This is a genomic window from Mucilaginibacter sediminis, from assembly GCF_051903035.1.
Lineage (GTDB): Bacteria > Bacteroidota > Bacteroidia > Sphingobacteriales > Sphingobacteriaceae > Mucilaginibacter.
In genome coordinates this window covers 2,929,931-2,956,850 of the sequence record NZ_CP170602.1, presented here as the reverse complement: position 1 = coordinate 2,956,850, position 26,920 = coordinate 2,929,931, and the positions used below count along the sequence as shown (strand labels likewise).

Below are 26,920 nucleotides of genomic sequence, written 5' to 3'. Positions count from 1 at the left end.
CCCTGCCTTTGTGCTCATTTCCGACGGCTCCCGTTGGGAGGGAACTAAAAAGTCTTCCGGACACCTATGGAGACAACTCCACCAAGGGCGGAGCGGGTTTAAGAGGTTTTTAATTGCACCAATTGATGGCTGATCAAATATTGCATTGATTCTTTTACAACCATGCCGGTATTTGTGGGATTAAAGCCTAATTCTTTTCTCGATTTTGTTAAACAGAAGTCCTGTTGCAATCCCGAAAACATAGCAATGTCTTTAGTGCTCAATAATGGTGCTTTCCCATTCATTTTACTTCCTAATTCCATTAACCAGGCAATAACAAATAAAATAAGTTTTGGCACTGCTACCGGTAATTTGATTTTCAATTCGGGGAAAAGCTGTTGTGCCATTTTGGTAGTATCTTTAATAGATGTACATTTTTCATTTGCCAGGATATACCGTTCTCCGTCGGTCCCGTTTGTTGCCGCTAAATAACAACCTTCGGCGACATCTTTTACATCTACCCAGTTAAGCGCTATGTTTGTTTCTACCGGAATTTCTTTTTGCAGAATTAACCTGAGAATATTGTACGATACATTTAATGGCGCAAAAGCCTCACCTCCTATCATAGCCGACGGTAATACAGCTACCAACTCTATATTAAGTTCCTTTGCAAGTTTAAAAGCCAGTTGTTCGCCGTCGTTTTTTGAGTTATAGTACACATCCCTGCGGTCCGGGTTATAACCGTAACTTTCCTTTGCCGGGGTGGTGGTATAATTTAGCGCGGTTATTGAACTCACGTATACAATTCTTTTAACCCCAGCCTCTGCGGCTGCTTCTATCATGTTCCTGGTGCCCCGGATATTTACATCATAAATTTCTTTTTGGGGATCTCGGGCCCAAAGCTTAAACGCAGCGCCTACTGCATAAAAGGTATCTACACCTTGCAGTGCCCTTACCAACGATTGCTTATCAGTAATGTCTGATTGAACCACCTCACAATCCAATCCTTCAAAAGTTTTTTTATCATTAATATTCCTTACCGACGCACGTACCGCAATGCCTTTGCTGATAAGGAGTCGTACTAAATTGTTGCCGAGATGCCCATTTGCACCGTTAACCAATGATAGCTGCTGATTTTCCATTTGCTTATTTTTTAATAATTAATGGTTCAAATCTGCCGACTATAAAAGCTAATCCACTTGACAAATGTTAGGAAAGCATCCGTTTGCGGATACGGCTCAAACTTTCGGGTTTCATGCCCAAAAACGAAGCTATGTATTGCACCGGTACATGGTGAATGATAGCCGGATAGTTTTCGATAAGTTTTTTATATCGCTGCTCTGCTGTTAATGTGGCAAGTTCTTTTGAACGGTTCTCGTTGTAAGCTATAGATTGCTGAAATACTTCAATACTGAAATCTTTAAACGCTGCGCTTTTACTGGTTAGCCTGTCTAAATTGGTTTTTGTGATCCTAAGCAATTCACATTCGGTAATGCATTCTACACTTTCATCAGCTTTAGTTTGATTGATGAAATGAAAGTAAGAAGTTAAAAAGCCGGGCGGACAATTAATATGAGTTGTTACTTCGTCGCCATTTTCATTGTAATGAAAAATACGCATAAAGCCTTTTACAACAAAATACAAGTATTGGGGTATGTATCCGGCTTGTTCAACAATTCTGTTTTTAGGCAACAACACCGGCTCAAAACATGCTTTGCATAAATCATTATCAGCTTCTGTTAGCGGTCCCTTTTGAGATATTATATTTAGCAAGTGCTTGTGCATACCGCCAAGTTATCAATAAGTAACACTATTTTGTCGAAAGATCTCGTTTTGTGTTAAGCAGATCAATTGCAATACATAAGCATCGGCTGGTGCGGTGAAAACACCGACCAGAAGCTGAATAGGCTTGTTTAAAAATTCCCACGCTTACATAAGCCAATGCCTTGCTGTTTTCCTTATCAATCACAATACCCTTAAGTGTAATATTTTCGGCAGTATTAGCCTGGGCGAGAACATGTGAGGCAGTTATACATACCAGGAAAAGCAATAGTAACGGTTTTATGGTCATGATGAGGCGGATTGTTGTAGGCGGATACCAACCCAACAGGTACGTTGTTTTAACACATTTATTATAAGTTTTATTGATAAATATATTTTGATGTTAGTTCCCCCTGGGGCATTGTCTCTCTTTAAACAATCTGCAGGGGACAAAACGTAGAAAAATTTATACCTTAGTTTCAACCTACAATCATATGAAGTACTGCGTGATGTTTTTTACTACGCTAATTTTTCTTGCTGCTTGTAACATACAATCGCGGCGGAACAATGAGATCACTAAAATTGAGATTGCTACCACAGGATGTTTTGGTTTTTGCCAGCCTACTGTCGTGAGCGTCGATAGCTCTCTTACCTATCGATATTGGGGAGAAAAGCCCTATTTCCTTTCTTCGACAGACAGCGGCAAAAATAAAAAGCTAATAGGGTACTATTCCGCGAAGATAAGCCAGGCGTATTGGGACACCTTGAACATGAAACTCGAAAACATTAACTATAAGCGTTTGGATACTATGTACAATTATACGGTTGATGACGAAAGCCTCGAGGTATTTATACATTATGGACATGAAGTAAAACGTATAAGGGCACAGTCCGGGAGTTTACCCAACGGCGTAGGGGAGGCGTTCTACTACATAATCAAAAGTTATAAAGTCGTCAAACCAGCACCAACCAAGGACACCTTTATATTCGAATCGAAATTAAAACCCTTTCCGGGACCGGATGTTCGGGACATCAGGTTTCCACCGCCAACAAAAAAGGAGAAGGAAGATTAAATAATTGTTTAATATGGATGGCTTACGGCCTCATTGGCTGTTGTTGTGAAATAGCGATCAAAGCTGAAACACGTACAGTTCTTGCTGCCGCCCGGGTGGAAATGTCGCCATCAGTTAACCAATTGCTTTTTAAACTGGTTGGGGCTAATACCCGTTTCTTTTTTAAAAAGCCTCGAAAAATAGGGGAGGTTTTCAAAACCGAGCTGGTAGGCTATTTCAGAAACGCTTTGATCATCGCCCATGAGCCGGTTTTTGGCTTCGTTTACCAGGTAAATATGGATTAGTTCGATGGCTGTTTTACCGGTTTCCTGCTTCAATAGATCGCTCAGGTAACGGGGCGATAGGTTAAGGCGCGATGCCAGCGTGCTTACCGAAGGCAGCCCCTGGGTAACCAATAAGCCTTTTTTGAAGTACGTGGCCAGTGCATCATTGAATTTTGAAACAGTTTTGCCCGATAGCTCGCGCCGGTTGATAAACTGGCGCTTATAAAACCGCTGCGAATATTTAAGCATCGAATCAATGTGTGTAAGCATAATATCACGACTGTACTCATCGGTGTTACTGCGGTATTCGGTGTCTATTTTATAAAAAAGGTCCCAGATGATTTGCTCTTCCTGCGGAGAGAGGTGTAGTGCCTCGTTGGTTTCGTAATCAAAAAAAGGGTATTTGTTGATCTCGGTATGCAACACATGGCCGTTCAAAAAATCCTCGTGGATGAAGATGATAAAAGCATCGTCCTCATACTCCACGCTGCTAAATTCAATGATTTGCCGGGGTTTTACAAACATCATGCTGCCGTTATCATGATCGTACCTGGTGCGGCCATATCTGATAATGCCCGACTTCAGTTTTTTAAACCCTATCATGTAAAAATCGGATGTAAACTCCCTGTCGCCAAGGCTGCAGGTTTGCGTGCACCGCTGTATGCTGATGAGTGGATTCTCCGGCGGGGCGTAACCGTTGGCCCGGTGCATATCGGCTAAATTTTTAAAATGCTGCATGATCAAAAAAGCTTAAACAAATTTACGCCGAATTTCGGCGTAAATTGTGTCAGTATAATACCATTAAATATTTATTTACCGTGCGCTGCTGCCGATACCTCGCTCCAGTTGTCCCACTCGGCATAACGGCCTTCATAAACCTGTTTAATCCAGGGGTAAGCCTGGCTACCCAGGAATAAACGCAGGGGAGGGTTTTCACTGTCAATCAACTTTAGCACCGCGTCATTAGTTGCTTCGGGAATACCGAAAATGTCATCGGTTAAGCCAGCCTGGAAAGCTGCCCGCAAGCCATCATACTCCGGCATCTGGGTGGTATGTGCCGATGAAGCACCAGCCCAATCCGTGGCATAACCGTTAGGCTCTATCAGCGTTACGTTAATGCCAAAGCCCTTTACCTCGGCAGCCAGTGTTTCGCTCAAGCCCTCTACCGCAAATTTTGAGGCATTGTACAAGCCCAATACAGGCAACGTAACCAAACCCAACGCGCTCGAAACCTGGATGATGTGGCCATGCCCCTGCTCGCGCATTACAGGTAACACCGCTTGTGTTAGCCATAACAAACCAAAAAAGTTAGTTTCCATTTGCTCGCGCGCTTCCTGCTCGGTAGTTTCCTCAATGCTGCCAAACAGGCCGTAGCCCGCGTTGTTAATCAGCACGTCAATGCTGCCAAAATGCTCTTTTGCCTTGTTAACGGCCGCTGCACCGGCGGCGCGGTCGGTCACATCCAGTTGCAGGGGTAAAATATTGTTGCCGTATTTGCTCACCAGGTCATCCAGCGAGTTCAGGTTACGTACAGTTGCTACCACTTTATCGCCGCGTTGCAATAATGCCTCGGCCCATAATTTACCGAAACCACGTGAGGCACCGGTAATGAAAATTGTTTTTGCCATTGTTTTGTTGTTTTAATTATGACACAAATGTATAGCGCCTTTTGCCGCCCGATTTATACGGAAGTGGGGAAGAATGATACATTTTAACGTAGGTGATGTTGGATGGTAATGGGAGTGTCATGATGAGGAGAAATTGATAAATGCTGCTTCCCGGACCTCCAATGTCAGGAAGTCAAAAGGTTTTTCACGCAAAGACGCCGAGACGCAATTGATTTGCTTATTTTTGATTTGCGCCTTAGCTTCTTTGCTTGAAATTATCTCAGGCTGTTTTTCTTAACTTAATAACATCCGAGAGACCCCGAGGAGACAGATTGTAAAAAATGATGCAAATGGAATGGTAACCGGAGGTAACCGCTGTGTTGTTTTTTAAAATATAAAATTAATGTTTCATGAATGATATATCGACTAAAGCACCTTCCACTGATTTGCCTGGAGAAGCTGCAATTCAGTATGATCAATTTTTTGGTCCGTTATACTTTGAGCCATATGCTATAGAAGTTGCAAAACGAATCGACCCGGCCCCGGTTTCTATTGTACTGGAAATTGCCGCCGGAACAGGCCGTGTTACCCGCCATATCCGGGAACGTATTCCTCCTCCTGCAAAACTAATTGCTTCAGATATTAGCGAGGATATGTTGGCCGTAGCCCAAAAAAAATTAAGCCATCTTGATATCGACTGGCAAAATATAGATGCCCAACAACTTCCTTTTGATGACAATAGCATCGACATAGTTATATGTTGCTTCGGGTATATGTTTGTTCCGGATAAGCCAAAGGCGTTTGCAGAGGCATACCGGGTGCTAAAACCGGGTGGCTTATTTTTATTTACAACCTGGGATAAACTGGAGAATAACGCTGCGTCATATTCCTGCAGAACTATCGCACAACAATACCTGGAAGAGCCATTGCCCGAATCTTATAATCTTGCTACCTCGATGAGTGATGAAACTGTAATAACACCATTATTACAGCATGCCGGGTTTGCAAAAATATCAATTGAAAAAGTACAACTTTTTGCCGTCAGTCCAACCGCAAAAGAAGCAACAGACGGTCTTGTAGCGTGGGGGCCTGTTTATGAGGAGATTAAAAAGCGTAACCCTGCCTGGATAGACGAGATAAAAATTAAGGTGGAAAAAGAACTTGCCGAAAAATTCGGAGCTGCTCCCATGGTTGCTCCAATAAGTGCTGTAATCAGCCAGGCGCGGAAATAGTTAGGACAACTTCGTTTGAAAGAAAATCGGAGGTGGTTTAGTTTGCTGGTACCCGCCGTTGTTGGTGTTGTCACCTCCATAGGTGTTCGGAAGAAATAAAAAAAGCGCAGGGATGTGCGATTCCTTCCCTGGGGAAGGGGAGGTAGGGGTTAAATCAGCCGTTCAAGCCGCTTTGCAACTCGCCGCTCGTATAGACCCCTCCCTGCCTTCGCGCTCATTTCCGACCGCACCCCTCCCGTGGGGAGGGAACTAAAAAGTCTTCCGAACACCTATGTTGTCACCTCCAACAAGGGCGGAGAAACTCAGTGATTCCCCAGCTCCTGCGCCAGGCCGATAAGAAGCCCCTCGGTTCCGCGAATGTAGCAGAGCCGGTATGAGTTCTCATACTGAACTACCTCGCCTACAAGTTGGGCGCCATGCTTGCCGAGCCTGGACACCATTTCGTCGAGGTTTTCAACAGTGAACATCGCACGCAGGTAGCCCAGCGCGTTCACCGGGGCAGTACGGTGGTCTGAAATTACAGGAGGGTTAACAAATCGTGAAAGCTCGAGGCGGCTATGACCATCCGGGGTAACCATCATGGCAATTTCTACACGCTGCGAACCAAGCCCGGTAATGCGGCCCGCCCATTCACCTTCCACAGTAGCCCGGCCTTCAAGCTTCAGTCCTATTTCTGTAAAAAAGGATATGGCGTTATCGAGGGATTCTACAACGATGCCCATATTATCCATTCTTATTAATTTGTTTTCTGCCATAGTTTTATCTCCTTATGAATTAAAAGTAACGATGTTCATTGAATAATTGTTTACAGCAAACTTCAATGAAGTTAAACGCACTAAATTGTACGAATCGGAACGTATGGCAATCACTAAACCCCTGCATTTATCCCCCGAAAAAAATAAAATCAAATAAATTTGCGCAACTCAAAAGTTGCATATATATTTGCAACCAGCAGGTTGCTTATTTGAACTTTACAAAATGAAACAAGATATATTCCAGGCGATAGCTGACCCAACACGCAGGGCTATTTTGACTTTAATTGCCATACAGGCATTAACACCAAATGCCATGGCCCAAAAATTTGATATGACCCGGCAGGCTGTATCAAAACATATTAAAGTATTACACGAATGCGATTTGATTAAACCCGAGCAGAGCGGCCGGGAGATTTATTATCACTTTAACGCAAAAAAAATGCAGGAATTCGACAACTGGTTAGCCCAGTTCAGGCAAAGCTGGGAAACTCAATTCAATCAACTCGACCAATTATTATCAACAATTAAAAAAACAGAAAAATGAACAACGATTTGCTATTTGATTTTAACGTTGACAAAGCAGCGAAAACGGTATTTATAACCAGGGAATTTAATGCCGGCCAATCTTTAGTATGGGATGCCTTTACCAAAGCCGAATTACTGGACCAATGGGGGGCACCTGCACCCATGCGCGCCAAAACCAAGTATATGAATTTTGAAGTTGGCGGGCGGCGATTTTACGCGATGATAAGCCCCGATGGGCAGGAGCGTTGGTCGGTGCAGGAATTTACATCCATTACCCCGAAAACCAATTTTAAGATGTACAACGCGTTTGCTGATAAAGACGAAAATCGCGAACTGCCGGGTTCTGAATGGGATTACAATTTCAGCGAACAAAACGGGATAACAAAAGTGAACATCACCATTTTTAATGAATCGTTTGAACGCATGGAGAAATTATTGGAGGGCTTCAAAATAGGCTTTACCATGACATTAAAAAACCTGGAAGAGCTGTTATCAACTTTATCCTAAGAATTTATAAACCGTAATAATTAACAATTAAAACATAAAAATCATGAGAGCAATTAATCCATGGATCAACTTCAATGGAAATGCCGAAGAAGCATTCACTTTTTACAAATCGGTTTTTGGCGGCGAGTTTACAAAGATCATCCGTTTCAAGGACATATCAGGCCCCGAAATGCCGATAGCAGAAAATGAGGCCAATAAAATCATGTACATTGGTTTACCATTGGGTAAAAACAATGTGCTAATAGCCAATGATGTTCCCGGTTTTATGGGTCGGGTGAGCGAAGCCGAAAACCGGTCGAAAATATATGTGAGCGCCGATAGCCGGGAAGAGGCCGAGCAAATATTTAACGGCCTGTCGGCAGGCGGAGACGTGGAAGGTCCTATTGGCGATACCCCATGGGGTACATATGCCGGCATGTTCAGGGACAAATATGGTATTGAATGGATTGTGGAATTTGACGCAAGTAATAACGGGTAAAATTAGGCGGGAAAACCCCGTTGTTTTGCAATGTCGCATGGAGGTTCGCCGTTCCTCCAGGGGCCCTTCAATGTTATGAAATGCTATACGAACCAGCAGGCGTATGGGAAAGTAAGGGGCGGGGAGAAACTACTTCTTTCCGCCTCTATTCGTTCGTATGGCATTCGGTTCATTTAATAAAAAATGTGTAAACACGTTAGTTGCCACATTGCAAATTAATATGGTAGCTTTAAGCTTTGCATTTTGCATTTAGCTTCTCCCCATCGATACTATTTTACCAAAATATACTCAAATAATATCACCAGAGCACATTTTTTAGATAGCTGTGCTTTTAACAATTATTTTTAGGGCACATTATCAACCTCAATTCAAAAAATTAGTGTTTATCCAATAGATATATGAAAATGTTGCGCCTTTTGCTGTTGTTATCCGTTTGCCCTTTTATTGTGTCAGCACAAACAGCCGGCAGCGGGCAAAAATCAAGGGCGCATATTTGTATAGATACCGGCTGGCGGTTTGCCTATGGGCATCCGTTTGATGCCGCTAAGGATTTTAACAACGGCACCGGCTATTTCTCTTATTTTGCCAAAGCTGGCTATGGCGATGGTGCTGCCGCCGCTGACTTTGATGACAGGCCCTGGCGCAAGCTTGATTTGCCGCACGATTGGGCCACCGAACTTGGCTTTAGCGAAAAAGGGAGCTATAGCCATGGCTTCAAAGCCCTGGGCCGGAATTTTCCGGAAAGCAGCGTTGGCTGGTACCGAAAAAAGTTTACTGTAACAAAGGAGGATTATGGCCGGCATATCACCATTGCTTTTGATGGTGTTTTTCGCAACTCGACAGTTTGGGTAAACGGGCACTACCTGGGTACCGAGCTAAGCGGCTACAACGGTTTTGAATATGATATTACCCAGCTTTTAAACTACGGCGGTGATAATACCATCGCCGTAAGGGTAGATGCCACTATGGAAGAGGGCTGGTTTTATGAAGGGGCCGGCATTTACAGGCATGTATGGCTCAATAAAACGTCGCCGCTGCATATTGCCGCCAACGGTACATTTGTGAGCAGCATTGTTGGTAACGGCAAGGCGCAAATAACCGTTAAAACTAATATAAGCAATTACGATACCGGGGCAGACAATTTTGCCATCGTACAAAAAGTTTATGACCGCCAAGGCCGTTTGCTGACTACCAAACAAACTGACGGCAATAGCCTGCAACCTTTTAAAACGGGAGAGTATAGCAGCCAGTTGGAGATAGCACACCCTAAATTATGGTCGGTTGATACGCCGTACCTGCACCGTTTGGTTACCACCATTTTGGTAAATAATGTGCCCGTTGATGAATATGTAACACGCTTTGGCATACGTACCCTGCGTTTTGACGCCAACAGCGGCTTTTACCTGAACGGTAAACGGCTGGAAATAAAGGGCACCAATAACCACCAGGAGCATGCGGGAGTGGGTACAGCCATACCCGACGAACTGCAGTACTATAGAATTGCCCGGTTAAAAGAAATGGGCAGTAACGCTTACCGCTGTTCGCATAACCCGCCAGCGCCCCAGTTGCTGGATGCCTGCGATAGTTTGGGCATGCTGGTGATTGATGAGAACCGGCTGATGGGCATAGATGATTACCACCTGGGCAACCTTAAAAAAATGATTGACCGCGATCGCAATCACCCAAGCGTGATCAGTTGGTCGGTAGGTAACGAGGAGTGGGGGATAGAAAACTCGGAGACAGGCGCACGGATTGCAACCACCATGCAAGCCTTTGTAAAAAGCCTGGATACCACCCGCGCGGTTACGGCGGCGTTTAGTGGCGGCTGGGGGCAGGGCTTATCGGGTGTGATGGATTTAATAGGCTTTAACTACATAGCACAGGAAAACCCCGACGCGCAGCACCAGAAATTCCCGCAGCAAAAGGGTTGGGGAACCGAGGAAGGATCGACCTTTGCTACCCGTGGGGTTTACTTTACCAACGATTCGCTCCATTATAAATCTGCTTACGACGCCAAACCAAGGCCGAATGCCTATAGCATTGAAGAAGGCTGGAACTACTATGCCAAACGGCCATTTTTAGCAGGTATGTTTATCTGGACGGGATTTGATTACCGGGGCGAGCCTACACCCTATGGATGGCCATCTATCGGGTCGTACTTTGGGATGCTCGATCAGTGCGGTTTTGCTAAGGATGATGCCTGGTACCTGCAGGCCTGGTGGGGCAGCAAGCCGGTGCTGCACCTGTTGCCGCATTGGAACTGGAAAGGTAAAGAAAACCAGTCCATAAATGTTTGGGCATACAGTAATTGCGATGAAGTAGAATTGTTTTTAAACGGTAAAACCCAGGGTAAAAAAGCCATGGCCAAAAACGGGCACCTGGAATGGGCGGTTCCTTACAGCCCCGGGATACTGAAGGCTATTGGCTATACCGGCGGCAAACAGGTATTAACCGAAACAGTGCAAACTACCGGCACCCCGCAAGCCATCACCCTTGAAGCCCATAAAAATACCCTGAAAGCCGATGCGCAGGATGTAGCTGTAATTAAGGTTAGCCTGCTTGATAAAAAAGGATTAGCGGTACCCGATGTCAATAATGAAATAAGTTTTAAAATTGAAGGCCCCGGCAGAATTATAGGGGTAGGCAATGGCAACCCTACCTCGCTTGAGCCCGATAAGTACCTGGAAACGATTGTAAATATGCCCATTGAGGCCTTGAAAGAATTGCCGGTACCCGATACCATCCGCAAAAGCGAAACAGCCGAAACCTTTGATGATAGCAGCTGGAAAAAGGCATTTACCAATATAAGTGATACCAGCGTAAAAGCCTGGGTTTACCGCGGCTGTATTAATTTAACCGATGATTTAACGCGAAGCCCGCTCACCTTTTTTTATAAAAGCATTGGCCGCAAGCAATCGGTATATTTTAATGGCCATTTGCTGGCTGCCAATGTCGATTATCATAAAGACCAGGATGTGTTTAACATCAGCAAAGCCTTTTTAAAGCCAGGGAAAAACAGCATAGTTATTGTTGCCTTACCTATCAAAAAACTGCACCCCTGGGATAACCCTAACCAAGACCCCGGCGTAATTCAGTTTAAGGCCCCTGCTACCACCTGGAAAAGAAAGCTGTTCAATGGCCTGGCCCAGGTTATTATCCAATCAGACAGAAGCCATGCTGGGCCAATCACTTTAACCGCTACCTCGGTGGGGTTAAAAGAAAAGAAAATAGTTATTGATGCCGATAGGTAAAAGATGGTATTGAGTTGGGAGTCTTGAGTTTTTTTGGAAGCCGTTTTCAAGTTTCTGATTACCAATATCCAATATCCGTCATTGCGAGTATCCATCAGCTTCGGCTGGAAAAACAGTAATGACATGGTTGCAAATGGGGTTATTCTGGGTACCATCAGATTTGCGCTTCCTTTTAAAAAGCGGTGGAAAAGTGCGATTCCCCTCTTGAGAGGGGCGGAGGGGTGTGTTATGCACGCGCAATGAAACGCGGAAAAACACACCCCTGCCAACGCACCTCCTACCGCGCCCCCTCTCGAGAGGGGAATAAAAAATACATTTGATAATCAACGTATTATAATCATGTCATTGCGAGGTACGAAGCAATCCCGAACTATGTGGGACTTAGCATGCCGGGGATTGCCTCGTACCTCGCAATGACGGGAGTTTAGTTCATTGATTTAACTACATTTCTTTGTACTTCATTACCGATTTTTTCAGCATAAGCTGATATTCACTCGCGATGACGCTCTCGCAGGGCTGTGTTACTTAAATAATGCTTTGCTCGGCCGGGTGCTCCTGGTAAAATTGTTCCAGTTGCTTTAATACTTCAACCTGGCTTTTACGGGGGTTAATAAAGGTGCGCACTTTTTTTACCATCGCAAGGGCATCGTCAAAAGTTAACCCCGTTTTAAGTAAATAGGCAATAGTCATGGTTGGTCCGCGGCCAAGGCCCTGGCGGCAATGGATGTATACCTTGCCACCGCTTTTTATGGCTGCATCGGCAAAATTGGCGCCTTCCTTTAATACATCAAGTGGCGGTGGGGTATTATCGGGTGTGGGTAAATGCAGGTAACGAAAACCCTTATATTGGGCGCCGGTATAGATGGAATGCATCCGCATATTTATAATAGCTGTAACACCCAAAGATTTTAGTTTGCGCAAACCCACCAAATTATATTGGCTGCCTAAGTACAGGTTAGCGGTTATCTGGCATCGCTTAAGCTGAGGGAGCCCGGTTATTATGCGGTACGCATTATCATAAGCCATTTGGGCCGATAAATAAACTACCTTTAAAATACTTTTAATTTTTGCAAGCATATTGTTTTGCTGTTTTTAACGCGGCACTACTATATTGATAGCTGCCGGAACAACTTTAATGGCTAACTTTTTTGCCTTTTGTTCGCAATCATCACGGATAAATGCCTGTTCGGCATCCATTTGTATAACTATATTTTTGCACCGCCAATGCTTTAAAGCTTCGGTTTGGTTTTGCAGCAAGGTGTTGCCGGCAATTTTTAACACAGATGTTAAATCGTTGTCGCCCATCAGTATTACATCCAGCAAGCCATCTGTTATACTGATGCCGGGCAGCATATCTAAGCCGGCAAAGCCAATATTGCCCGAATTGGTTATCGTGAGCGAAACGGCCGTTTCTTCTATCTCCTTACCATCTATCTTCAGCTTGTATGTTACCGGGGTGGCATTTACCATGGTTTTAATAGCGGTATAACCGTAGGCCAGCTGGCCAATGGTATCTTTCAGCCCGCGGCCTGCCTGTAAAATCATATCGGCCATAATACCCAGGTTAACCCGTAATAAAAAAGGATGTCCGTTTACCAGGCCCATGTCAACAGCTTTTAATTTGTGGTGGCTTTTTATGAGTTCAAGAGCAGAAATACTATCCAACGGAATTTGCAGCTGTTTTGCCATAACGTTGGCCGTGCCGCCAGGAATGATGGCCATTGGTGTATCTGTTCCATGTAAAGCGCCGGCCGTATCCGTTACAGATCCATCACCGCCATACACCACAATTAAATCAGTTTTGCCGATAAGTTTTTTTGCAATATTACCGGGGTTTTTGTGGCGCTGAGTAACGGATATATCCCATTTGGTGGTACTACCATCAAAAACCTGGTTTATGTAGGTGAGTATAGGCTCTTCCTTACCTGATGCCGGGTTGATAATAAAGTGGATGTGTTTAAATTTCATTGCTTAACCTTCGGCTTTTCAACACGGAAGATAGGTAATAGTTTGATTTATTTGACGGAAGCAGTGAAGGAATGCTATCAAAAACGCCATGCAATTATTTTTCAATCTCCTATTCGGCCTGAGTAGTAAAAGCTACTCATTACTATCAATAATCCACCTGCAATAAAAATGTTGGGCTTAAGCTTAGGTAAAATTTTCACAATAGAAGGTAATAGAAGAGGATGGTTTTGTAACGACCCTTTTCTATTATCCTTTTGTAACATGCTTTAAATTTCAACTGCTGCTGTAAACGTCTTAAACCTGTGCTGTGGGGCGCACCACAATCTCGCTTATATCAACATCGGCAGGCTGCTCTATGGCATAGGCCATAGCCCGCGCAATGGCATCCGGCGAGATGGCGATGCTATCCATTGCTTCGGCTATTTGCGCTTTGATGCCGGGGCTGGCTATCGAATCAACAAGATTGGTTTTTATGATTCCAGGTGTAATTATAGTGACACGTAAATTGGGGCCGGCTTCCTGGCGTAATCCCTCCGAGATGGCGCGCACGGCAAATTTTGTTCCGGAGTAAACAGCCGCGGCAGGTGTAACTTTTAGCGCGGCTGTCGAGGCTGTATTTATAATATGGCCAAAGCCCTGTTTACGAAAAACGGGCAGCGCCGCCGCTATGCCGTACAACACGCCTTTAATGTTAACGTCTATCATCATATCCCAATCCTCAACCTGTAATTCATCCAGCAGGGAGATGGGTGCTATGCCTGCATTGTTTATAAGTACATCCAGCTTGCCGTACGTAGCAAGCGCCAGGGCTACAAGTTTTTCCAGGTGTTGCCGTTGGGTTACATCGATAGCTGCATAAGTGGCCTGGCCTCCTTCGGCTTTAATTTGGCTGGCCAGTTGCTCAAGCTTATCAAGGCTGCGAGCGCCAAGAACAACAATGGCGCCTTTTTTGGCAAGCAACAGGGCGGTTGCATGCCCTATGCCGCTGCTTGCACCGGTAATTACAATTACTTTTCCTTTAATATGATCCATTATTTTTTGTTTTGATCATACAAAGGTCGCCACTAATTAAGCGGGTGTGTTAAAGGTTATCAAACCAGAAACTAAGAAATTCAAACCAAATTTGGCTGCCTTAGTGAGCTTGGCGTTACCCTGGTTTGCTTTTTGAAAAAATTATTAAAATAAGTAGGGTACTCGTAACCCAGGCTGTAAGCAATATCATTAATACTCCAGTCTGTATGCAGCAACAGCGCTTTGGCTTCCATCACCATCCGTTCTGTTAAATGCTCAGTTGTTGTTTTGCCCGTTACTTCTTTTACGGCGCGGTTCAGGTAATTGACATGTACGGATAAATGCAGCGCGTAATCATTGGCGGTACGCAATTTTAACTGGCACTGGGGAGTATCAACTGGGAATTGCCGCTCTAATAATTCCATAAAAAGAGAAGCGACGCGCACCAATGCATTTTGCGGCTTAAAATAGTTAACCGATGGCTGCATTTTAAGGGCCTCGTGTAATAACAAATTCAAGTGGTTGCGTAACAGATCTATTTTATAAATATAGTCTGATTTGAACTCCCGGAGCATATTTTGAAATATCCCGCTGATATATTCGAGCTGCGCAGAGTCGACAAAGAAAACCGGGTCGCTACCAATTTTAAACAGCGGCGTATCCTGCAGATTTAAATCTCGGTTATTTCCTTTTAAAAAATCTTCGCTAAATAAACAAAAGAAGCCTTCCTGCGATTCACAAATTCCTTCCCAGGCATAAGGCACCCTCGGGTTAGAAAATATTAGGGCAGGCCTGTCTATGTTAACCGCTTTGTCTGCATAGTACAACGTGCCGGTACTTAGCGTGAGCGATACTTTATAAAAGTCCCTGCGGTTATACGGTACCGTTTTTCGCGCAAATTCTTTACGTTCATACACGGTAAACTGGTCGGTTATTTTCAAAGCGGGGATAAAATCACTAAAGGGCTGGGTTGTAATTTTAGTTTTGCTCATGATGTAAAGCTATTGACTAATTTATGAAATTCAAACCTAAGCGATATTAGCTATGCACATGTTGATAAGGCAAGCCCTACATCCTAAACAGCTCCGACTTAAGTTTTGTCATTTCGCCTAATAAAGTGGTAACCGGAACTTTAGCGCTGCCAGACACCTGTGCTACTTTGGCTACTGCAAAATTTAACGTTTCAATCTCTGTTTCCCGTTTGTTGAGGATATCCTGGTAGGTAGATATCTTTTGCCCGTCGGACATTTTACTGATTGTCAGTACATTTTCAAGTACGTCGTGCTCTGTTAGCCGGATGTTGTTCTGGTTGGCTACCGCAACGCATTCAGCAATTACAGTTTTAGCAATCTGCAAGGCTGCTTCATTGCGGTGAAATACCCCATTATCAATCTCAAGCAATGGGCATATCGAATTAAATACGCAATTGCTGATCGCTTTTTTCCAGATCACCGTTTGGATGTTCGCCTCGGCCCTAAATGAAAATACATCGGTATTCAGTTCATCAACAATACTATCCAGGTTATCAAATGAGCTTTTAATAACCCCTATGGGTGATGATGCAACCGGCCTGAACCTTACTTTATTGGTTGAAACCGATTGACTGGTTACAAATAGTACACACCGGTATAATTCGGTAAAGCCCGCGTCGATAAAACTATCTTCAATATGAAGTCCGTTTTGAAGGAATACGACTGGTGAATGCTTCGCTTTGAATTTGAGCTTTTCGGCCAGTTCCTGATTGCCGAATGATTTGTTGGTTAAAAGGATAAGCCCATCAAGCTGCGTATAATTATTTAGGGTGCTGATGGTTACTTCGGCCTGCAGGGTATTATTTTCCGTTTCTATCTCCAGCAATTCGCGGCTGGTCGGCTGATCATCAACGCTGCCGCGCAGAATGGTAACCTTTTTACCTTTTAGGGTTAGGGCCACTGCCAAAGCCTTGGCAACAACGCCATTGCCTATAATGTATATGTTTGTATCAACCTTTATAGTTTGCTCAGATACTGATTCCATAACGTTTTAATTTGTATAGTTTTAATAGAACATCCTCATTAGTTATTCAGCTGCAATTCCATCTGGATATTGCAACGCTCGTAAGGCGTAAACCGGCCAATCACTTTTTTAAATCCTAACTTTTGATACAGGCTGATGGCTTGTTTAAGCATGGTATTACTTTCCAGGTATAGCGTGTTGCCACCCCGGGCTTTGGCGCGTTCGGCAATAGCTTTGCCCAACAACCATCCTATGCCTTTGCCATGTGCTTTGGGCGAAACCGCCATTTTTGCCAATTCATAATCATATTCGGGATCGTCCATTTTTAGCAATGCACACACGCCCACGGGTTCGCCTTTGTACAGGGCAACCAGTATTTCGCCGCCTTTGTTTAAAATGTATTCCTGCGGATGGTCGAGCGATTGGTAGTCTTTTTCTTCCATTTTAAAGTAGGTGCTTATCCACTCCACGTTAAGTTCGCGGAATGCTTTACTATATTGCTCTTCAAAAGGTACAATCGTAACGTCGCGGCCCTCTCTTAATTTTTTCTCGTCCTGAACCCGCTTTAACAGCGATTTTTGTTCGAGCATAAATTCCCACTCGCCGATGGCCTCCCACAGGTTATGCCGCGTATTATCCAAAATGCCTTCTACCGCGTTTTTAACATCAACCAACTGGTACTGCAGCTTTTCATTAACCTGTTTTCCCTTGTCAGATAACGACAGTACATTCCTGCGGCCGTCATTGGCGTCTTTACCTTCCGTTACCAGTCCCTTCTTCACCATCTCGGATACAATTTTGCTGACAGAAGGGTGGGAGTGCCCAATATGCTGGGCAATTTCGGTTATGGTGAAGCTCCCTTGTGATAAGGTATAAAAAACAGGAAACCACTTGGGCTGCATGTCAATTCCGAACATCCGGTAAATGTTTGCAGCATCGTCCGTAATCTTTTCCTGGAGCATGCGCAGCCTGCTGCCAATGCCCGCTTTTCCAACTGAATTAAAGAATGAATTTTCCATTAAAACAAATTACGTAATTAGTTACGTAATTTGCAAAATATAATTAAACCAATAAATTAAAAGGTATCAAATAGTGGTTTAAAATAGTAGACAGCCGGTAAATGCGGACTACATCACCCTGTTGAGAGGCACAAATGAGTTGATAATTAGCTTGTTATTTCCTTTTCTAACAAGCCAATAATCAGCCTAATCTCTTCCTCAATTTCGTTTACGAGGTTTTGTGTGTTTTCGAGTATAAAAACAGGCATATGCTCCAGTTCCCTGGCCAGTTTGGCCAGGTGGTTTAAGCCGGCTGTTACCGCGGTGCCGTACAGTTTATGGCCATGTAAATTTAATTTTTTCAAATCACCGGCCTTCAAGTCTAATTGTAACATTGAAATTGACTCTGTTAACTCAACTTTTGTCAGGCTAAGTAATTCCTTTAAAATCTCATCGTCATCACCAAAATAGCTCCTTACATGTTGTACGTCAAAGTGTACAGGTGTGCTAACCGGTAAATCCGGACCTGGTTCGGGCGCTTCGGAGGAGCCAAAGGAATGCAGCCACTTTTGAAACACAGCCAATATGGTTTCTTCAACTACTGGCTTAACAACAAAATCGTCCATCCCTGCTTCCAGGCATTTTTCCCTTTCGCTTTTTACATTGCCAGCCGTTAAGGCAATAATAGGTATTTGGCGGCCATGCTGTATTGCACGGATTTGCCGGGTGGCTTCGTACCCATTCATCTCCGGCATCTGGACATCCATTAAAATCAAATCGGGCCGGTGTAACCGGCAACAGGCAAGGGCTTCCAAACCATTCCCGGCTTCCAGTACCAAGGCATTCGGGGCAATCCGGCGGATGATGGTTTTGGCAAGCAACATATTCACAGCGTTATCCTCGGCAACCAGGATGGTTAGGTTGCCGGTTAATTCAGCAACAGTTGCAGCGGGTTCATCAGGCTTAGTTTCGATGGTAGTTTTCTGATGCAAACGGGATAAGGCGTTATATATATCCTCGGTTTTGATGGGTTTCACCATCCGGTGGTTCACCTTCAATTCTTCGCATGACCTGATCATCTTTTCATCGTCAGATGAACTGTGTAATAAAATAATAGGCTGGCCGGTTGGCGAATCGCTAAAGCTTTCGCGAATTTTTTTGATAGTTTCCAGCCCATCCATATAGGGCATATGGTAATCCATCACAATTACATCATAACACTCGCCGGCCGCCAGTAGCTGTAAGGCTTCGAAGCCATTTTTTGCCTCTGTGGTTAAAATTTGCCGCAACAACAGCATTTGTTTGATGATTAGCCGGTTGTTGTCGTTGTCATCAACAACAAGTACTTTTTTAATCAGACCAATGTTTTCCCAGCTAACGGGCTCGCCCTGTTCGGTTTGTACATGGATATCAAAATAAAAAGTGCTGCCTTTACCCGGTGAACTTTCCAGCTGCAGTTTGCTGTTCATTAACCCCAGGAGTTTATTAGAAATGGTGAGGCCTAAACCTGTGCCGCCATATTTTTTGGTGGTCGACCCATCTTCCTGTGAAAAGGCTTCAAATATTTTTTCCTGTTTTTCGGGTTTTATCCCAATACCGGTATCCCTTACACTAAAGCGTAACGTAGTACCGGGTACCGGTGTTGTTGGTGCTACTTCCTCTATCTTTAACTCAATCTCGCCCGTTGCTGTAAACTTCGCTGCGTTGCTGAGCAGGTTAATCAGGATTTGTTTCAGCCGCACCGAATCTACCCACATAAATCTGGGGAGGTTATAAGATATGTTCAGGAGCATTTCCAGCCCCTTTTTTTGAACCTGGTAGGTTATAATATCTGTTGATTGCGAACCGATATCGTACAAGTCGCATTTTTCGATGTCCAGTTCCAGTTTCCCTGCTTCGATTTTTGAAAAATCCAGGATATCATTAATAATGCTTAATAAGGCATTGGCCGATTGGTTGACAATGGAAAGATACTGGTGCTGGGTTTCGTTCAGCTGCGTTTTTAAAACAAGGTCGGTAAATCCGATAACACCATTTAACGGCGTCCGGATTTCATGGCTCATATTGGCCAGGAATTCCGATTTGGCAATACTGGCCTCATCTGCCAGTTGTTTGGCTTCCTTCAGTTCATCCCTTTGCTTCACAATGGAGGTGATAATCTCGGACGAGGTCATGATGCCGCCTATTGCCCCATCAAACCGGTACCAGGGCCGCATTTCAATGTTAAGGTATTGTTCTTCCGGCATCCCGGGCAATTTAACCCGCACTTCCTCGCGCCTTATTACCTCGCCGTTTAAAACCCTTTGGTGTGTTGCCCGGTTTGTTTCGCTGGCAGGGCCAAATACTTCATAGGGTGTTAAGCCGATAATGTTACGGTTTCCTAAGCCATAATCCTGCAAATATTGCCTGCTCACGGCTATAAACCGCATATTTATATCGGCCATAGCAATAGGCGAAGGCGAATGTTCAACAAAAGCCGATAAAATGGCTTTTTCGTTCAGTAATTCGGTCTCCGCTTTTTTTTGCTGTTCAATATCCTGGATGGTGCCAAACAGCCGTTGGCAAATGCCGTTGGCAAATTCGGCCTGGCCTAAACTCCTTACCCAAAGCTCTTCGCCGGCCGGGGTTACAATTTGTATCTCCAGGTCCCAGGGTGGGCCTTCGGCCATCGCAAGGTTAGCAGCGGCCGAAATTTTATCCCGGCTTTCGCCTGCTTTATAAAAATTGATGATGCCGCTCAAATCAGGTTCGTAATCGGCGGGCACGCCATATATCTGTTTGGTAACCGTTGTCCATTCAATTTTTTGCCGCTGCACATTATATTCCCAGCCACCTATCCGGGCTACCTTGCCGGTTTCTTCCAGCATTTGCCGGGTGCGCTCCAGGTTTCTTTCCAGGAAGTGTTTTTCGGTAATATCAATGGCATTACCTATTACGTATGGCTGGTTTCCCTGTTGTTCAAGTATGTTGCTAAACATCCAGATCCGGGGGCTGCCATCCTTGTGCCGGGTAACCATCTGGCCCCTGGCGCCCCCTTTTTCCTTTATCTCTTTTAAGTACGCGGTTAACTGCGGATGCCGATTAGGTGGTACAATATCAAACAAACTTAAAGTTAAAATTTCGGCAAGCGTATAACCCAAAAGCGAAGCCCCGGCCATATTTACCGACAGGAAACGGCCAGATAGGTCATGAGTGCACATGAGCCCCTGCGAGTTCTCAAAAAAAACGCGCAGCCTTTCCTCGCTGATGGCCAGTTGCTGCTCCTTTAATTTCTCGTCGGTTACATCGCGCCCTATGCAAAATAGGTTGCCGGTATTGGGGTCGGGCGTGGTTTCCCAGCGGATGGATTTGTATATTCCGGATTTAGTCCTGGTACGGTAGGTTACCTGTCGTACTTTTTTATCCGATATCATTCCTGTCACTTCCTCTTCGGCGGCTTGCAAGTCGTCGGGGTGCACCAGTTCCAGGTAGGGGGTAGCTAAAATATAGGCATCGTCCCATCCAAAAGTTGATTCAAAAGCGGGGTTAATCCTTTTAAAATATCCATCTGTTCCGGCGATGCAAATCAGGTCGGCCGATAAATTAAACAGCTTTTCAAAACTTTGAAGTTCCTGTTTTTGCAGGCGGTCTGTTACTAACGTGGCTGCCTCTTGCGCCAACAGGCGTAATGATTCCTGTTGTATCTCCGAAAGCTGTTTCGGTTCGTATCCTAACAGACTTAAAGCACCCAGGGTTTTGTCTTCGGGACTGATCAAAGGCTGCGCTGCGAAAAACCTGATTGGGTGGCTGCCATCTGCCAGCGCGTTTGATTTAAAACATTCATCGTGCTGGGTATCCCGAACTTCAAACGGCGACTGCTCCTTTAAGATATGGTTGCAAAAAGCCAAGTAACCCAGGGCCTCAGGTGACCCGGGGAATGTTTTAGCATGTGACCAATCGTTGTTTTCGTCGAGCAGGGAAACCAGCGCTATTGGCGTTCCGCACGTGATGGAAGCCAGGCGGGCGATAGATTCAAATCCCGGTTCGCTAAAAGAACGGAACAGCTGATCATGGGCCGGGCTGTTCAATTGTTCTTTTTTTAGTTCGGGATTCGGCATGCCGGTTATCAAGTTTAGTAGTTTTCGTCCAATAAATCTATGACAAAAATACTAAATTTAGCTGTAGGTCATTTGTTTAAATTTGAAGCCGAGCCGACTGCGGGTTAATTAAATAAATGAAATTTGTAGTAATTTCTCTGTTTAGTGATACCCAAGTCGATACCCATCAACCCGGGGGCTATCAGAAAAAAAGCTCGGGCTACAGATAGAAACCCGACCTGGACCGGATATTTTTTTATTTACCTGCAATGTTATTAAATACCAGGTTTAATGAAACCACAATTTCATCGGCAATCATTTTATCTTTAACGGCCGAGAAAAAGTCCCATGCTTTGGGTTCGGGTTGAAGGTCGATATTCCACTTTAGCCGGTGTATTTCAAGGTCGGCTTTTGCAATAACAGTATTCCCCTTTTTCCGGATAGCTGCTACAAACTCAATGGGGTTGGTAATGCCTTTTATGGTAAGGCTGCCAGATACTTTATAAATGCCGGCGTTACCGGTAGCGTTAATTTGCCTGACGTTCATGATAGCGCCGGGATGTTTTTCTATATCAAAAAAACCCGGTTTTCTTAACTCCTTATCTACTTTTTGGTTTTCGGCAGCAACTGCATGGTCAACGCTGCGTATGCTGTTCATATCCATATTGAAGGAGCCGTCCGTTGGTTCGCCCGCGGGCGAATAATTGAGGTTGCCGGTATTAAAAAGCAGGTAGCCGTTGTGCCCGCCCATGGTATTACGGGTATTCCATAAAATTTTACTTTTCTTAGCGTCCAACTGGTAAGTTTGCTGCGCGTAAGCAGCAAGGTGAAACATAGTCAGGAACAGGATAATTGCGGGTTTATTGATCATAGCATTATAAATTTGATGCTGCAAACCTATTCACGTACAGTAAGTTTATGATTATAAACATTGTAAATAAAAGCGTAAACTTTGTAAATTCAACCGTTTATGGATATGGCCGGTTATAAAACAAGCTTGAATATGAAAACCAGGTATCTTTTGGGGTTTACGGTACTACTATTTACAACCGCTATTTGTGCGGCTTTTAGTTTAACCGGTAATGACGATTTTGATTTGGCCAGGCAGCAGGTAATGCTCCGCAAGATAGGGCATGAGGTACTTTTGCATTCGGGCGATAGCACGTCACGGGTGTTGCCTGTTAAAAAAATAGCCGAAAACGAATACCAGGTAAGGTTTGAAAACGAGTTTGCCTTTGAGCCCGATTCGCTTGTAAAAATAATAAGCCGCTCGCTGGCAAAAGATAAGCTGGCACATAACTACATTGTGACTGTATTAAAATGTACCGGAAAGGATGTCATATTTGGCTATATGATATCTGGTAACCGGCAGGATAATATTGTGCCCTGCCTGGGCCGCAGGCAACCCAAAAGCTGTTACCTTATTAACCTGAAATTTGAGGGCCGGCGTATTACAGCCGCACAAAAAGCTTATTTATTAGGCGGTTTGCCTTTCCTGGCCTTTATAGGGCTGATATTTTCGCAATCGGTTAAAACCAGGAAAAATAAAGTTACAGCAACGTTTGCCGGTGTTGATAGTTTTAAACTTGGCAATTCCATTTTTGATCCCGGTAACCGGCAAATTATAGCTGCCGGAGTTACAACCGCACTCACCGTAAAAGAAAATAAGCTGCTGCTGATCTTCGCCCGATCGCCAAATGTAATTATTGAAAGAGGCCGGCTTCAAAAAGAAATTTGGGAAGACGAGGGCGTAATTGTAGGCAGAAGCCTGGATATGTTTATTTCAAAGCTAAGAAAGAAATTGGAAAATGATTCTTCAATCCAGCTGACAAATATCCACGGCAGGGGGTATAAACTGGAAATTGGCGAGTAATTACATACTGCGGCTCCTTTCATTTTTCCCAGGTATTTATATTGAATAAAACTGCAAATTTACGCTGTGGCGGCTATTGTTTTGCCACGGCCGTCAGGAGCTCGGCGTTTTTCCGTTACCTGCCATCTCTCTTGGCGGCGACATTTATAAGCTATTTATCTGCAACCAAATAGTGCCAATGCCAACTAATTAATAAATTTAAATTATATATTTATAACTTAAAAGTCATTTAATCGTAAAAACCTAATAAGCAACTGTCTAAATAAGATAATGGTGCTTGTAATACCGCTTAAAATGGCTTTGCTGCATAACCCTGATTATATTTTTTTTGATTGAATGAATACCAAAATATGGCTTAGTATTTTGTCGCTTTTTTTGTGCAATTTTTGCCAGGCCTATCGTCATAAAGCAAAACCGGATAGCCTGCGTAACGAATTACTCAAATCTATCGCGGCCAAAAAGCAGGTAAATGATACGGCTCTTATAAACTATTTGAATGAACTGGCTGTCGTTTATACCTCATACTATCCCGATAGTACCATTTATTACGGGCAAAAGGCAACCCAAATTTCGCGTCGTATAAACTATAGCACCGGCATTGCCGATGGGCTGCTGGCTGTTACTGCAGTATACATCAGTCAATCAAAATACAAAACGGTAATAAAAAACCTTGAGGAGAGTATGGCCCTTTATACCAGGGTTAATAACCAGTTGGGCATTAGCAACTGTTACCGGCTTTACGGCGATTTGTATTACCAGTTAAGCGATTATCAAAAGGCGTTAACCTATTACAAAAAGGCACTGCCAATTAAACTTGCTGCCAATGATTTACCCGGCTTATCGCGCTTATATTTAAGCATGGGCAATAATTATGATAATCTTGGGCACCCGTCTACCGCGCTTGATTATTATTTTAAGGCCCTTAATATCGATACAAAGCTTCACAACAAAAAGAAAATATCGGCCGATTATAATAACATCGGTGTTATTTTGCAAAGTATGGAGATATACCCGCAGGCCTTATCCTATTTTACCGAGGCGCTGAAGACGTGGACACAAATGAAATCAGACGGCGGGATTGCCGTAGCCAAACAAAACATTGGCGAAGTATTAATGGCCCAGGGAAAGTATGACAAGGCTATTCAATACCTTACAGATGCCCTTGCTATTAATCAAAAGCAGGATGATAAAGATGGTATAAGTACATGTTATAGTGATTTGGCGGTATGTTATATTTATAAAAAGCAAAATCCAAAGGCTTTAAGTTACCTGCAGCAGGCTTTAAAAGTTGCTACTGATAATCAAATGGATTACGATAAAACCATCGCTTTAATTAATACTGCCCTGTTTTACAATGTAAACCATGATTACTCCAAAGCATACGGTTTTGCCCTGCAGGCCAAAACGCTTGCCGACCGTTTTGGCAGCGTTTTGCTGCGTACAAACGCCGCAGTTCAATTGATTGAAACGCTTGGCGGCTTAAAATTATACAAGGAAGCATTTGTTGCCCAAAAGGATTTCGACAAAATGAAGCGCACCTTCCGGAAGGATGAAAGCGTTCAAAAATTTACCCTGTATATTACCCAATATAACTATGCCGAAAAGCAGCGGCAACAAATGCTGCAGCAAAAAGCAAGCGCCTTACTGTATCAGCAAAAGCTGCACGATAAGGACTTGTTAAACCTCATATTTTTTATCATTATAGCCGCAGTATTGTTAATAGCATACCAGTATTACCGGCAAAAGCAGCAGCAGTTAAAAATAAATACCCAGCTTAAACACAAAAACCAGGAAGTTGTAGAGCAAAAAGTTAGTATAGATGAACAGGCCGAAAAGCTGAATGACCTTAATAAATTAAAAGACAAGCTGATATCCATATTGGCGCATGACCTTCGGTCGCCACTAAGCACGTTGCGCGGCCTGTTCGATCTGCTGTCAGACGAATCTATAAGCCACGAGGAAATGCTCCGGATGATCCCCTCTGTAATACAAAAGCTTGAATATACATCCGATTTTCTGGATACGCTCCTGTTCTGGATCAACAGCCAGCTGGAAAACTTCAACACCTCGGGCCAAAGTTTTTTAATTTACGATATTGTAAAATCAGAATCTGAAAACCATACCGAACAGGCTTCAAGAAAGGGTATTACCATGATTTGTGGCGGCAACAAAGAACTATTGGCCCTTGCCGATCCTAACTCGGTAAGGATAGTTGTAAGGAATTTAATTACCAATGCTATTAAGTTTTCGGGCGGGGGGGATGTTATCGAAGTATCGGCCGTTAAGGATGGCGACAACGTACTGGTAACCGTAAGCGACACAGGTATGGGCATGCCGCCTGCGCGGGTAAACCAACTTTTTAAAAGCCAGATGACCAGTAAAACCGGTACGCTCAATGAATCGGGCACAGGCATGGGCCTGCTATTTTGTAAAGACCTGGTAGAGAAATGTAACGGCCGCATCTGGGTAACAAGCGAAGAAGGCGTTGGCACTAAATTCTTTTTTGTTATCCCGCTGCAACCGGCGGCTAACCTTGAAACAACCGAGGCCGGTTAGCAAATTTCACACTTGCCCGGCACTACAAGCTATAGCCCTTACCTGGATCTATTTTCCTCAAAATGTAATTACATTTGTTAAATAGCATCCCTTCGCATTGGTATCAGCAAAATGGACAGAATTCCGGTAAGACAAATCAGTACCACACAAAAAAAATCCGATACTCCCGCTTTATTCAATATATGGGAGCTTGATAATTTGCTTGCCTGTACAGATATGATACAAGAACTTCACCGGCATGATTTTTTTTACGTTCTTGCTCTAAAAAATGGAAGTGGCCAGCATTATATTGATTTTACCGATTATGAAATTTGCGACAAATCCGTTTTTTTTATGCGGCCGGGGCAGGTGCATAAACTGGTTTTAAAGGCCGGCAGCACGGGGTACCTAATGCAATTCAGCGGCGAGTTTTATTTAGCGAATGGTAAGGCAGCTGACCTTGTGTTGCAAAGCGCCGGCAGTATAAACCATTATCAACCCGGCGACAAAGGTTTTCAAAAATTGTACAATAGCCTGGCTTGCATTCTGCAGGAGTATACCGATAAACAGCCGCGCTACCATGAGGCAATCCGCGCCAACATGGATATCTTTTTTATACAATTGGTAAGGCAGCAGCCAGCCGATGCTGCCAGTGGTGCCAGCTTGTACACGCAGCAACAGCTTGAAAAATTATTAGCGCTTTTAGATACCCATGTTTTTACCCATAAACAGGTAGCCTATTATGCTGATTTACTCAATTTATCCGCCTATCAGCTTAACACCATAACCACAATTACATTGGGTAAAACCTGTTCGCAAGTAATTAATGAACACATCGTGCTCGAGGCTAAGCGGTATCTGTTGGCCACTGCCAACCAGGTAAATCAAATTGCCGGCCTGCTTGGCTATGATGATGTTTCCTATTTTATCAGGTTTTTTAAAAAACACACCGGGCAACCGCCCGAGGCTTTCAGGTATAATTTTAGTTAAGTACCACACAACTGAGTTTTTGTCCTATCTCTTCCGCTATCGC

The 26,920-nt window shown here is 43.9% G+C and carries 22 protein-coding genes; 9 read left to right on the top strand and 13 right to left on the bottom strand.

All coding sequences use genetic code 11. The features are described 5' to 3' along the window. Window positions 1–98 precede the first annotated feature (98 nt). Window positions 99–1,121, bottom strand: a complete 1,023-nt coding sequence (locus tag ACFGVS_RS11710) for an NAD-dependent epimerase/dehydratase family protein (protein ID WP_439698747.1) — start codon at window positions 1,119–1,121, stop codon at window positions 99–101. A gap of 67 nt (window positions 1,122–1,188) precedes the next feature. Continuing rightward, window positions 1,189–1,764, bottom strand: a complete 576-nt coding sequence (locus tag ACFGVS_RS11705) for a Crp/Fnr family transcriptional regulator (protein WP_274212287.1) — start codon at window positions 1,762–1,764, stop codon at window positions 1,189–1,191. Between the two features lie 470 nt (window positions 1,765–2,234). Between ACFGVS_RS11705 and ACFGVS_RS11700 the strand changes: the two genes are divergently transcribed. Next, the gene (locus ACFGVS_RS11700) at window positions 2,235–2,813 is read left to right on the top strand and encodes a DUF6438 domain-containing protein (RefSeq protein ID WP_439698746.1); all 579 of its coding nucleotides are present in this window, start codon (window positions 2,235–2,237) and stop codon (window positions 2,811–2,813) included. A 110-nt stretch (window positions 2,814–2,923) separates the two neighbouring features. Here ACFGVS_RS11700 and ACFGVS_RS11695 read toward each other — a convergent pair whose 3' ends face one another. Both ACFGVS_RS11695 and ACFGVS_RS11690 read right to left on the bottom strand, forming a co-directional pair. Beyond that, the gene (locus ACFGVS_RS11695; RefSeq protein WP_439698745.1) at window positions 2,924–3,814 is read right to left on the bottom strand and encodes a helix-turn-helix domain-containing protein; all 891 of its coding nucleotides are present in this window, start codon (window positions 3,812–3,814) and stop codon (window positions 2,924–2,926) included. 71 nt (window positions 3,815–3,885) lie between these two features. Beyond that, window positions 3,886–4,704, bottom strand: coding sequence for an SDR family NAD(P)-dependent oxidoreductase (locus ACFGVS_RS11690; protein ID WP_439698744.1), 819 nt, complete (start codon window positions 4,702–4,704; stop codon window positions 3,886–3,888). Window positions 4,705–5,093: 389 nt separating this feature from the next. Here ACFGVS_RS11690 and ACFGVS_RS11685 point away from each other — a divergent pair, with 389 nt between their 5' ends. After that, the gene (locus tag ACFGVS_RS11685; protein ID WP_439698743.1) at window positions 5,094–5,915 is read left to right on the top strand and encodes a class I SAM-dependent methyltransferase; all 822 of its coding nucleotides are present in this window, start codon (window positions 5,094–5,096) and stop codon (window positions 5,913–5,915) included. 302 nt (window positions 5,916–6,217) lie between these two features. Here the strand turns inward: ACFGVS_RS11685 and ACFGVS_RS11680 are convergent, their stop codons facing one another. Beyond that, window positions 6,218–6,670 (bottom strand): VOC family protein, encoded by a 453-nt coding sequence (locus ACFGVS_RS11680; RefSeq protein WP_439698742.1) that lies wholly within the window; start codon window positions 6,668–6,670, stop codon window positions 6,218–6,220. A gap of 223 nt (window positions 6,671–6,893) precedes the next feature. Here ACFGVS_RS11680 and ACFGVS_RS11675 point away from each other — a divergent pair, with 223 nt between their 5' ends. The 4 genes from ACFGVS_RS11675 to galA all read left to right on the top strand — a co-directional run bounded on the left by ACFGVS_RS11675 (window position 6,894) and on the right by galA (window position 11,431). Further along, window positions 6,894–7,214 carry an ArsR/SmtB family transcription factor gene (locus ACFGVS_RS11675; RefSeq protein WP_090644261.1) on the top strand — a complete coding sequence of 107 codons (321 nt, stop codon included), beginning with the start codon at window positions 6,894–6,896 and terminating at the stop codon, window positions 7,212–7,214. Further along, the gene (locus ACFGVS_RS11670) at window positions 7,211–7,702 is read left to right on the top strand and encodes an SRPBCC family protein (protein ID WP_439698741.1); all 492 of its coding nucleotides are present in this window, start codon (window positions 7,211–7,213) and stop codon (window positions 7,700–7,702) included. Before ACFGVS_RS11675 ends, ACFGVS_RS11670 begins: the two co-directional genes overlap by 4 nt. Window positions 7,703–7,745: 43 nt before the next feature. Beyond that, window positions 7,746–8,180 carry a VOC family protein gene (locus ACFGVS_RS11665; protein WP_274212294.1) on the top strand — a complete coding sequence of 145 codons (435 nt, stop codon included), beginning with the start codon at window positions 7,746–7,748 and terminating at the stop codon, window positions 8,178–8,180. Window positions 8,181–8,626: 446 nt separating this feature from the next. After that, window positions 8,627–11,431 (top strand): beta-galactosidase GalA, encoded by a 2,805-nt coding sequence (gene galA / locus ACFGVS_RS11660; RefSeq protein ID WP_439698740.1) that lies wholly within the window; start codon window positions 8,627–8,629, stop codon window positions 11,429–11,431. 525 nt (window positions 11,432–11,956) lie between these two features. Here the strand turns inward: galA and ACFGVS_RS11655 are convergent. From ACFGVS_RS11655 to ACFGVS_RS11620, 8 genes are all read right to left on the bottom strand, one after another. Next, window positions 11,957–12,508, bottom strand: a complete 552-nt coding sequence (locus tag ACFGVS_RS11655) for a protein-tyrosine phosphatase family protein (RefSeq protein ID WP_274212296.1) — start codon at window positions 12,506–12,508, stop codon at window positions 11,957–11,959. Window positions 12,509–12,523: 15 nt separating this feature from the next. Further along, window positions 12,524–13,399, bottom strand: a complete 876-nt coding sequence (locus tag ACFGVS_RS11650) for a diacylglycerol/lipid kinase family protein (protein WP_439698739.1) — start codon at window positions 13,397–13,399, stop codon at window positions 12,524–12,526. Between the two features lie 294 nt (window positions 13,400–13,693). After that, the gene (locus tag ACFGVS_RS11645) at window positions 13,694–14,431 is read right to left on the bottom strand and encodes an SDR family oxidoreductase (protein WP_439698738.1); all 738 of its coding nucleotides are present in this window, start codon (window positions 14,429–14,431) and stop codon (window positions 13,694–13,696) included. A gap of 80 nt (window positions 14,432–14,511) precedes the next feature. Then, on the bottom strand, window positions 14,512–15,402 hold the full coding sequence (locus tag ACFGVS_RS11640) for a helix-turn-helix domain-containing protein (RefSeq protein WP_274212299.1): 891 nt from the start codon (window positions 15,400–15,402) through the stop codon (window positions 14,512–14,514). A 76-nt stretch (window positions 15,403–15,478) separates the two neighbouring features. Then, on the bottom strand, window positions 15,479–16,426 hold the full coding sequence (locus ACFGVS_RS11635; RefSeq protein WP_439698737.1) for a ketopantoate reductase family protein: 948 nt from the start codon (window positions 16,424–16,426) through the stop codon (window positions 15,479–15,481). Between the two features lie 38 nt (window positions 16,427–16,464). After that, the gene (locus ACFGVS_RS11630; protein WP_439698736.1) at window positions 16,465–17,424 is read right to left on the bottom strand and encodes a bifunctional helix-turn-helix transcriptional regulator/GNAT family N-acetyltransferase; all 960 of its coding nucleotides are present in this window, start codon (window positions 17,422–17,424) and stop codon (window positions 16,465–16,467) included. Between the two features lie 146 nt (window positions 17,425–17,570). After that, on the bottom strand, window positions 17,571–21,500 hold the full coding sequence (locus ACFGVS_RS11625) for a response regulator (RefSeq protein ID WP_439698735.1): 3,930 nt from the start codon (window positions 21,498–21,500) through the stop codon (window positions 17,571–17,573). A 235-nt stretch (window positions 21,501–21,735) separates the two neighbouring features. Then, the gene (locus ACFGVS_RS11620; RefSeq protein WP_439698733.1) at window positions 21,736–22,350 is read right to left on the bottom strand and encodes a YceI family protein; all 615 of its coding nucleotides are present in this window, start codon (window positions 22,348–22,350) and stop codon (window positions 21,736–21,738) included. Window positions 22,351–22,482: 132 nt separating this feature from the next. On the opposite strand from ACFGVS_RS11620, the gene ACFGVS_RS11615 reads away from it, so the two are divergent. From ACFGVS_RS11615 to ACFGVS_RS11605, 3 genes are all read left to right on the top strand, one after another. Then, entirely contained in the window at window positions 22,483–23,352 is an 870-nt protein-coding gene (locus ACFGVS_RS11615) for a winged helix-turn-helix domain-containing protein (protein ID WP_274212304.1), read from the top strand. Window positions 23,353–23,688: 336 nt separating this feature from the next. After that, window positions 23,689–25,908, top strand: a complete 2,220-nt coding sequence (locus ACFGVS_RS11610) for a tetratricopeptide repeat-containing sensor histidine kinase (RefSeq protein ID WP_439698731.1) — start codon at window positions 23,689–23,691, stop codon at window positions 25,906–25,908. Between the two features lie 216 nt (window positions 25,909–26,124). After that, a complete protein-coding gene (locus tag ACFGVS_RS11605; protein ID WP_439698730.1) occupies window positions 26,125–26,877 on the top strand; it encodes a helix-turn-helix domain-containing protein in 753 nt (250 codons plus the stop codon). Window positions 26,878–26,920: the final 43 nt, after the last annotated feature.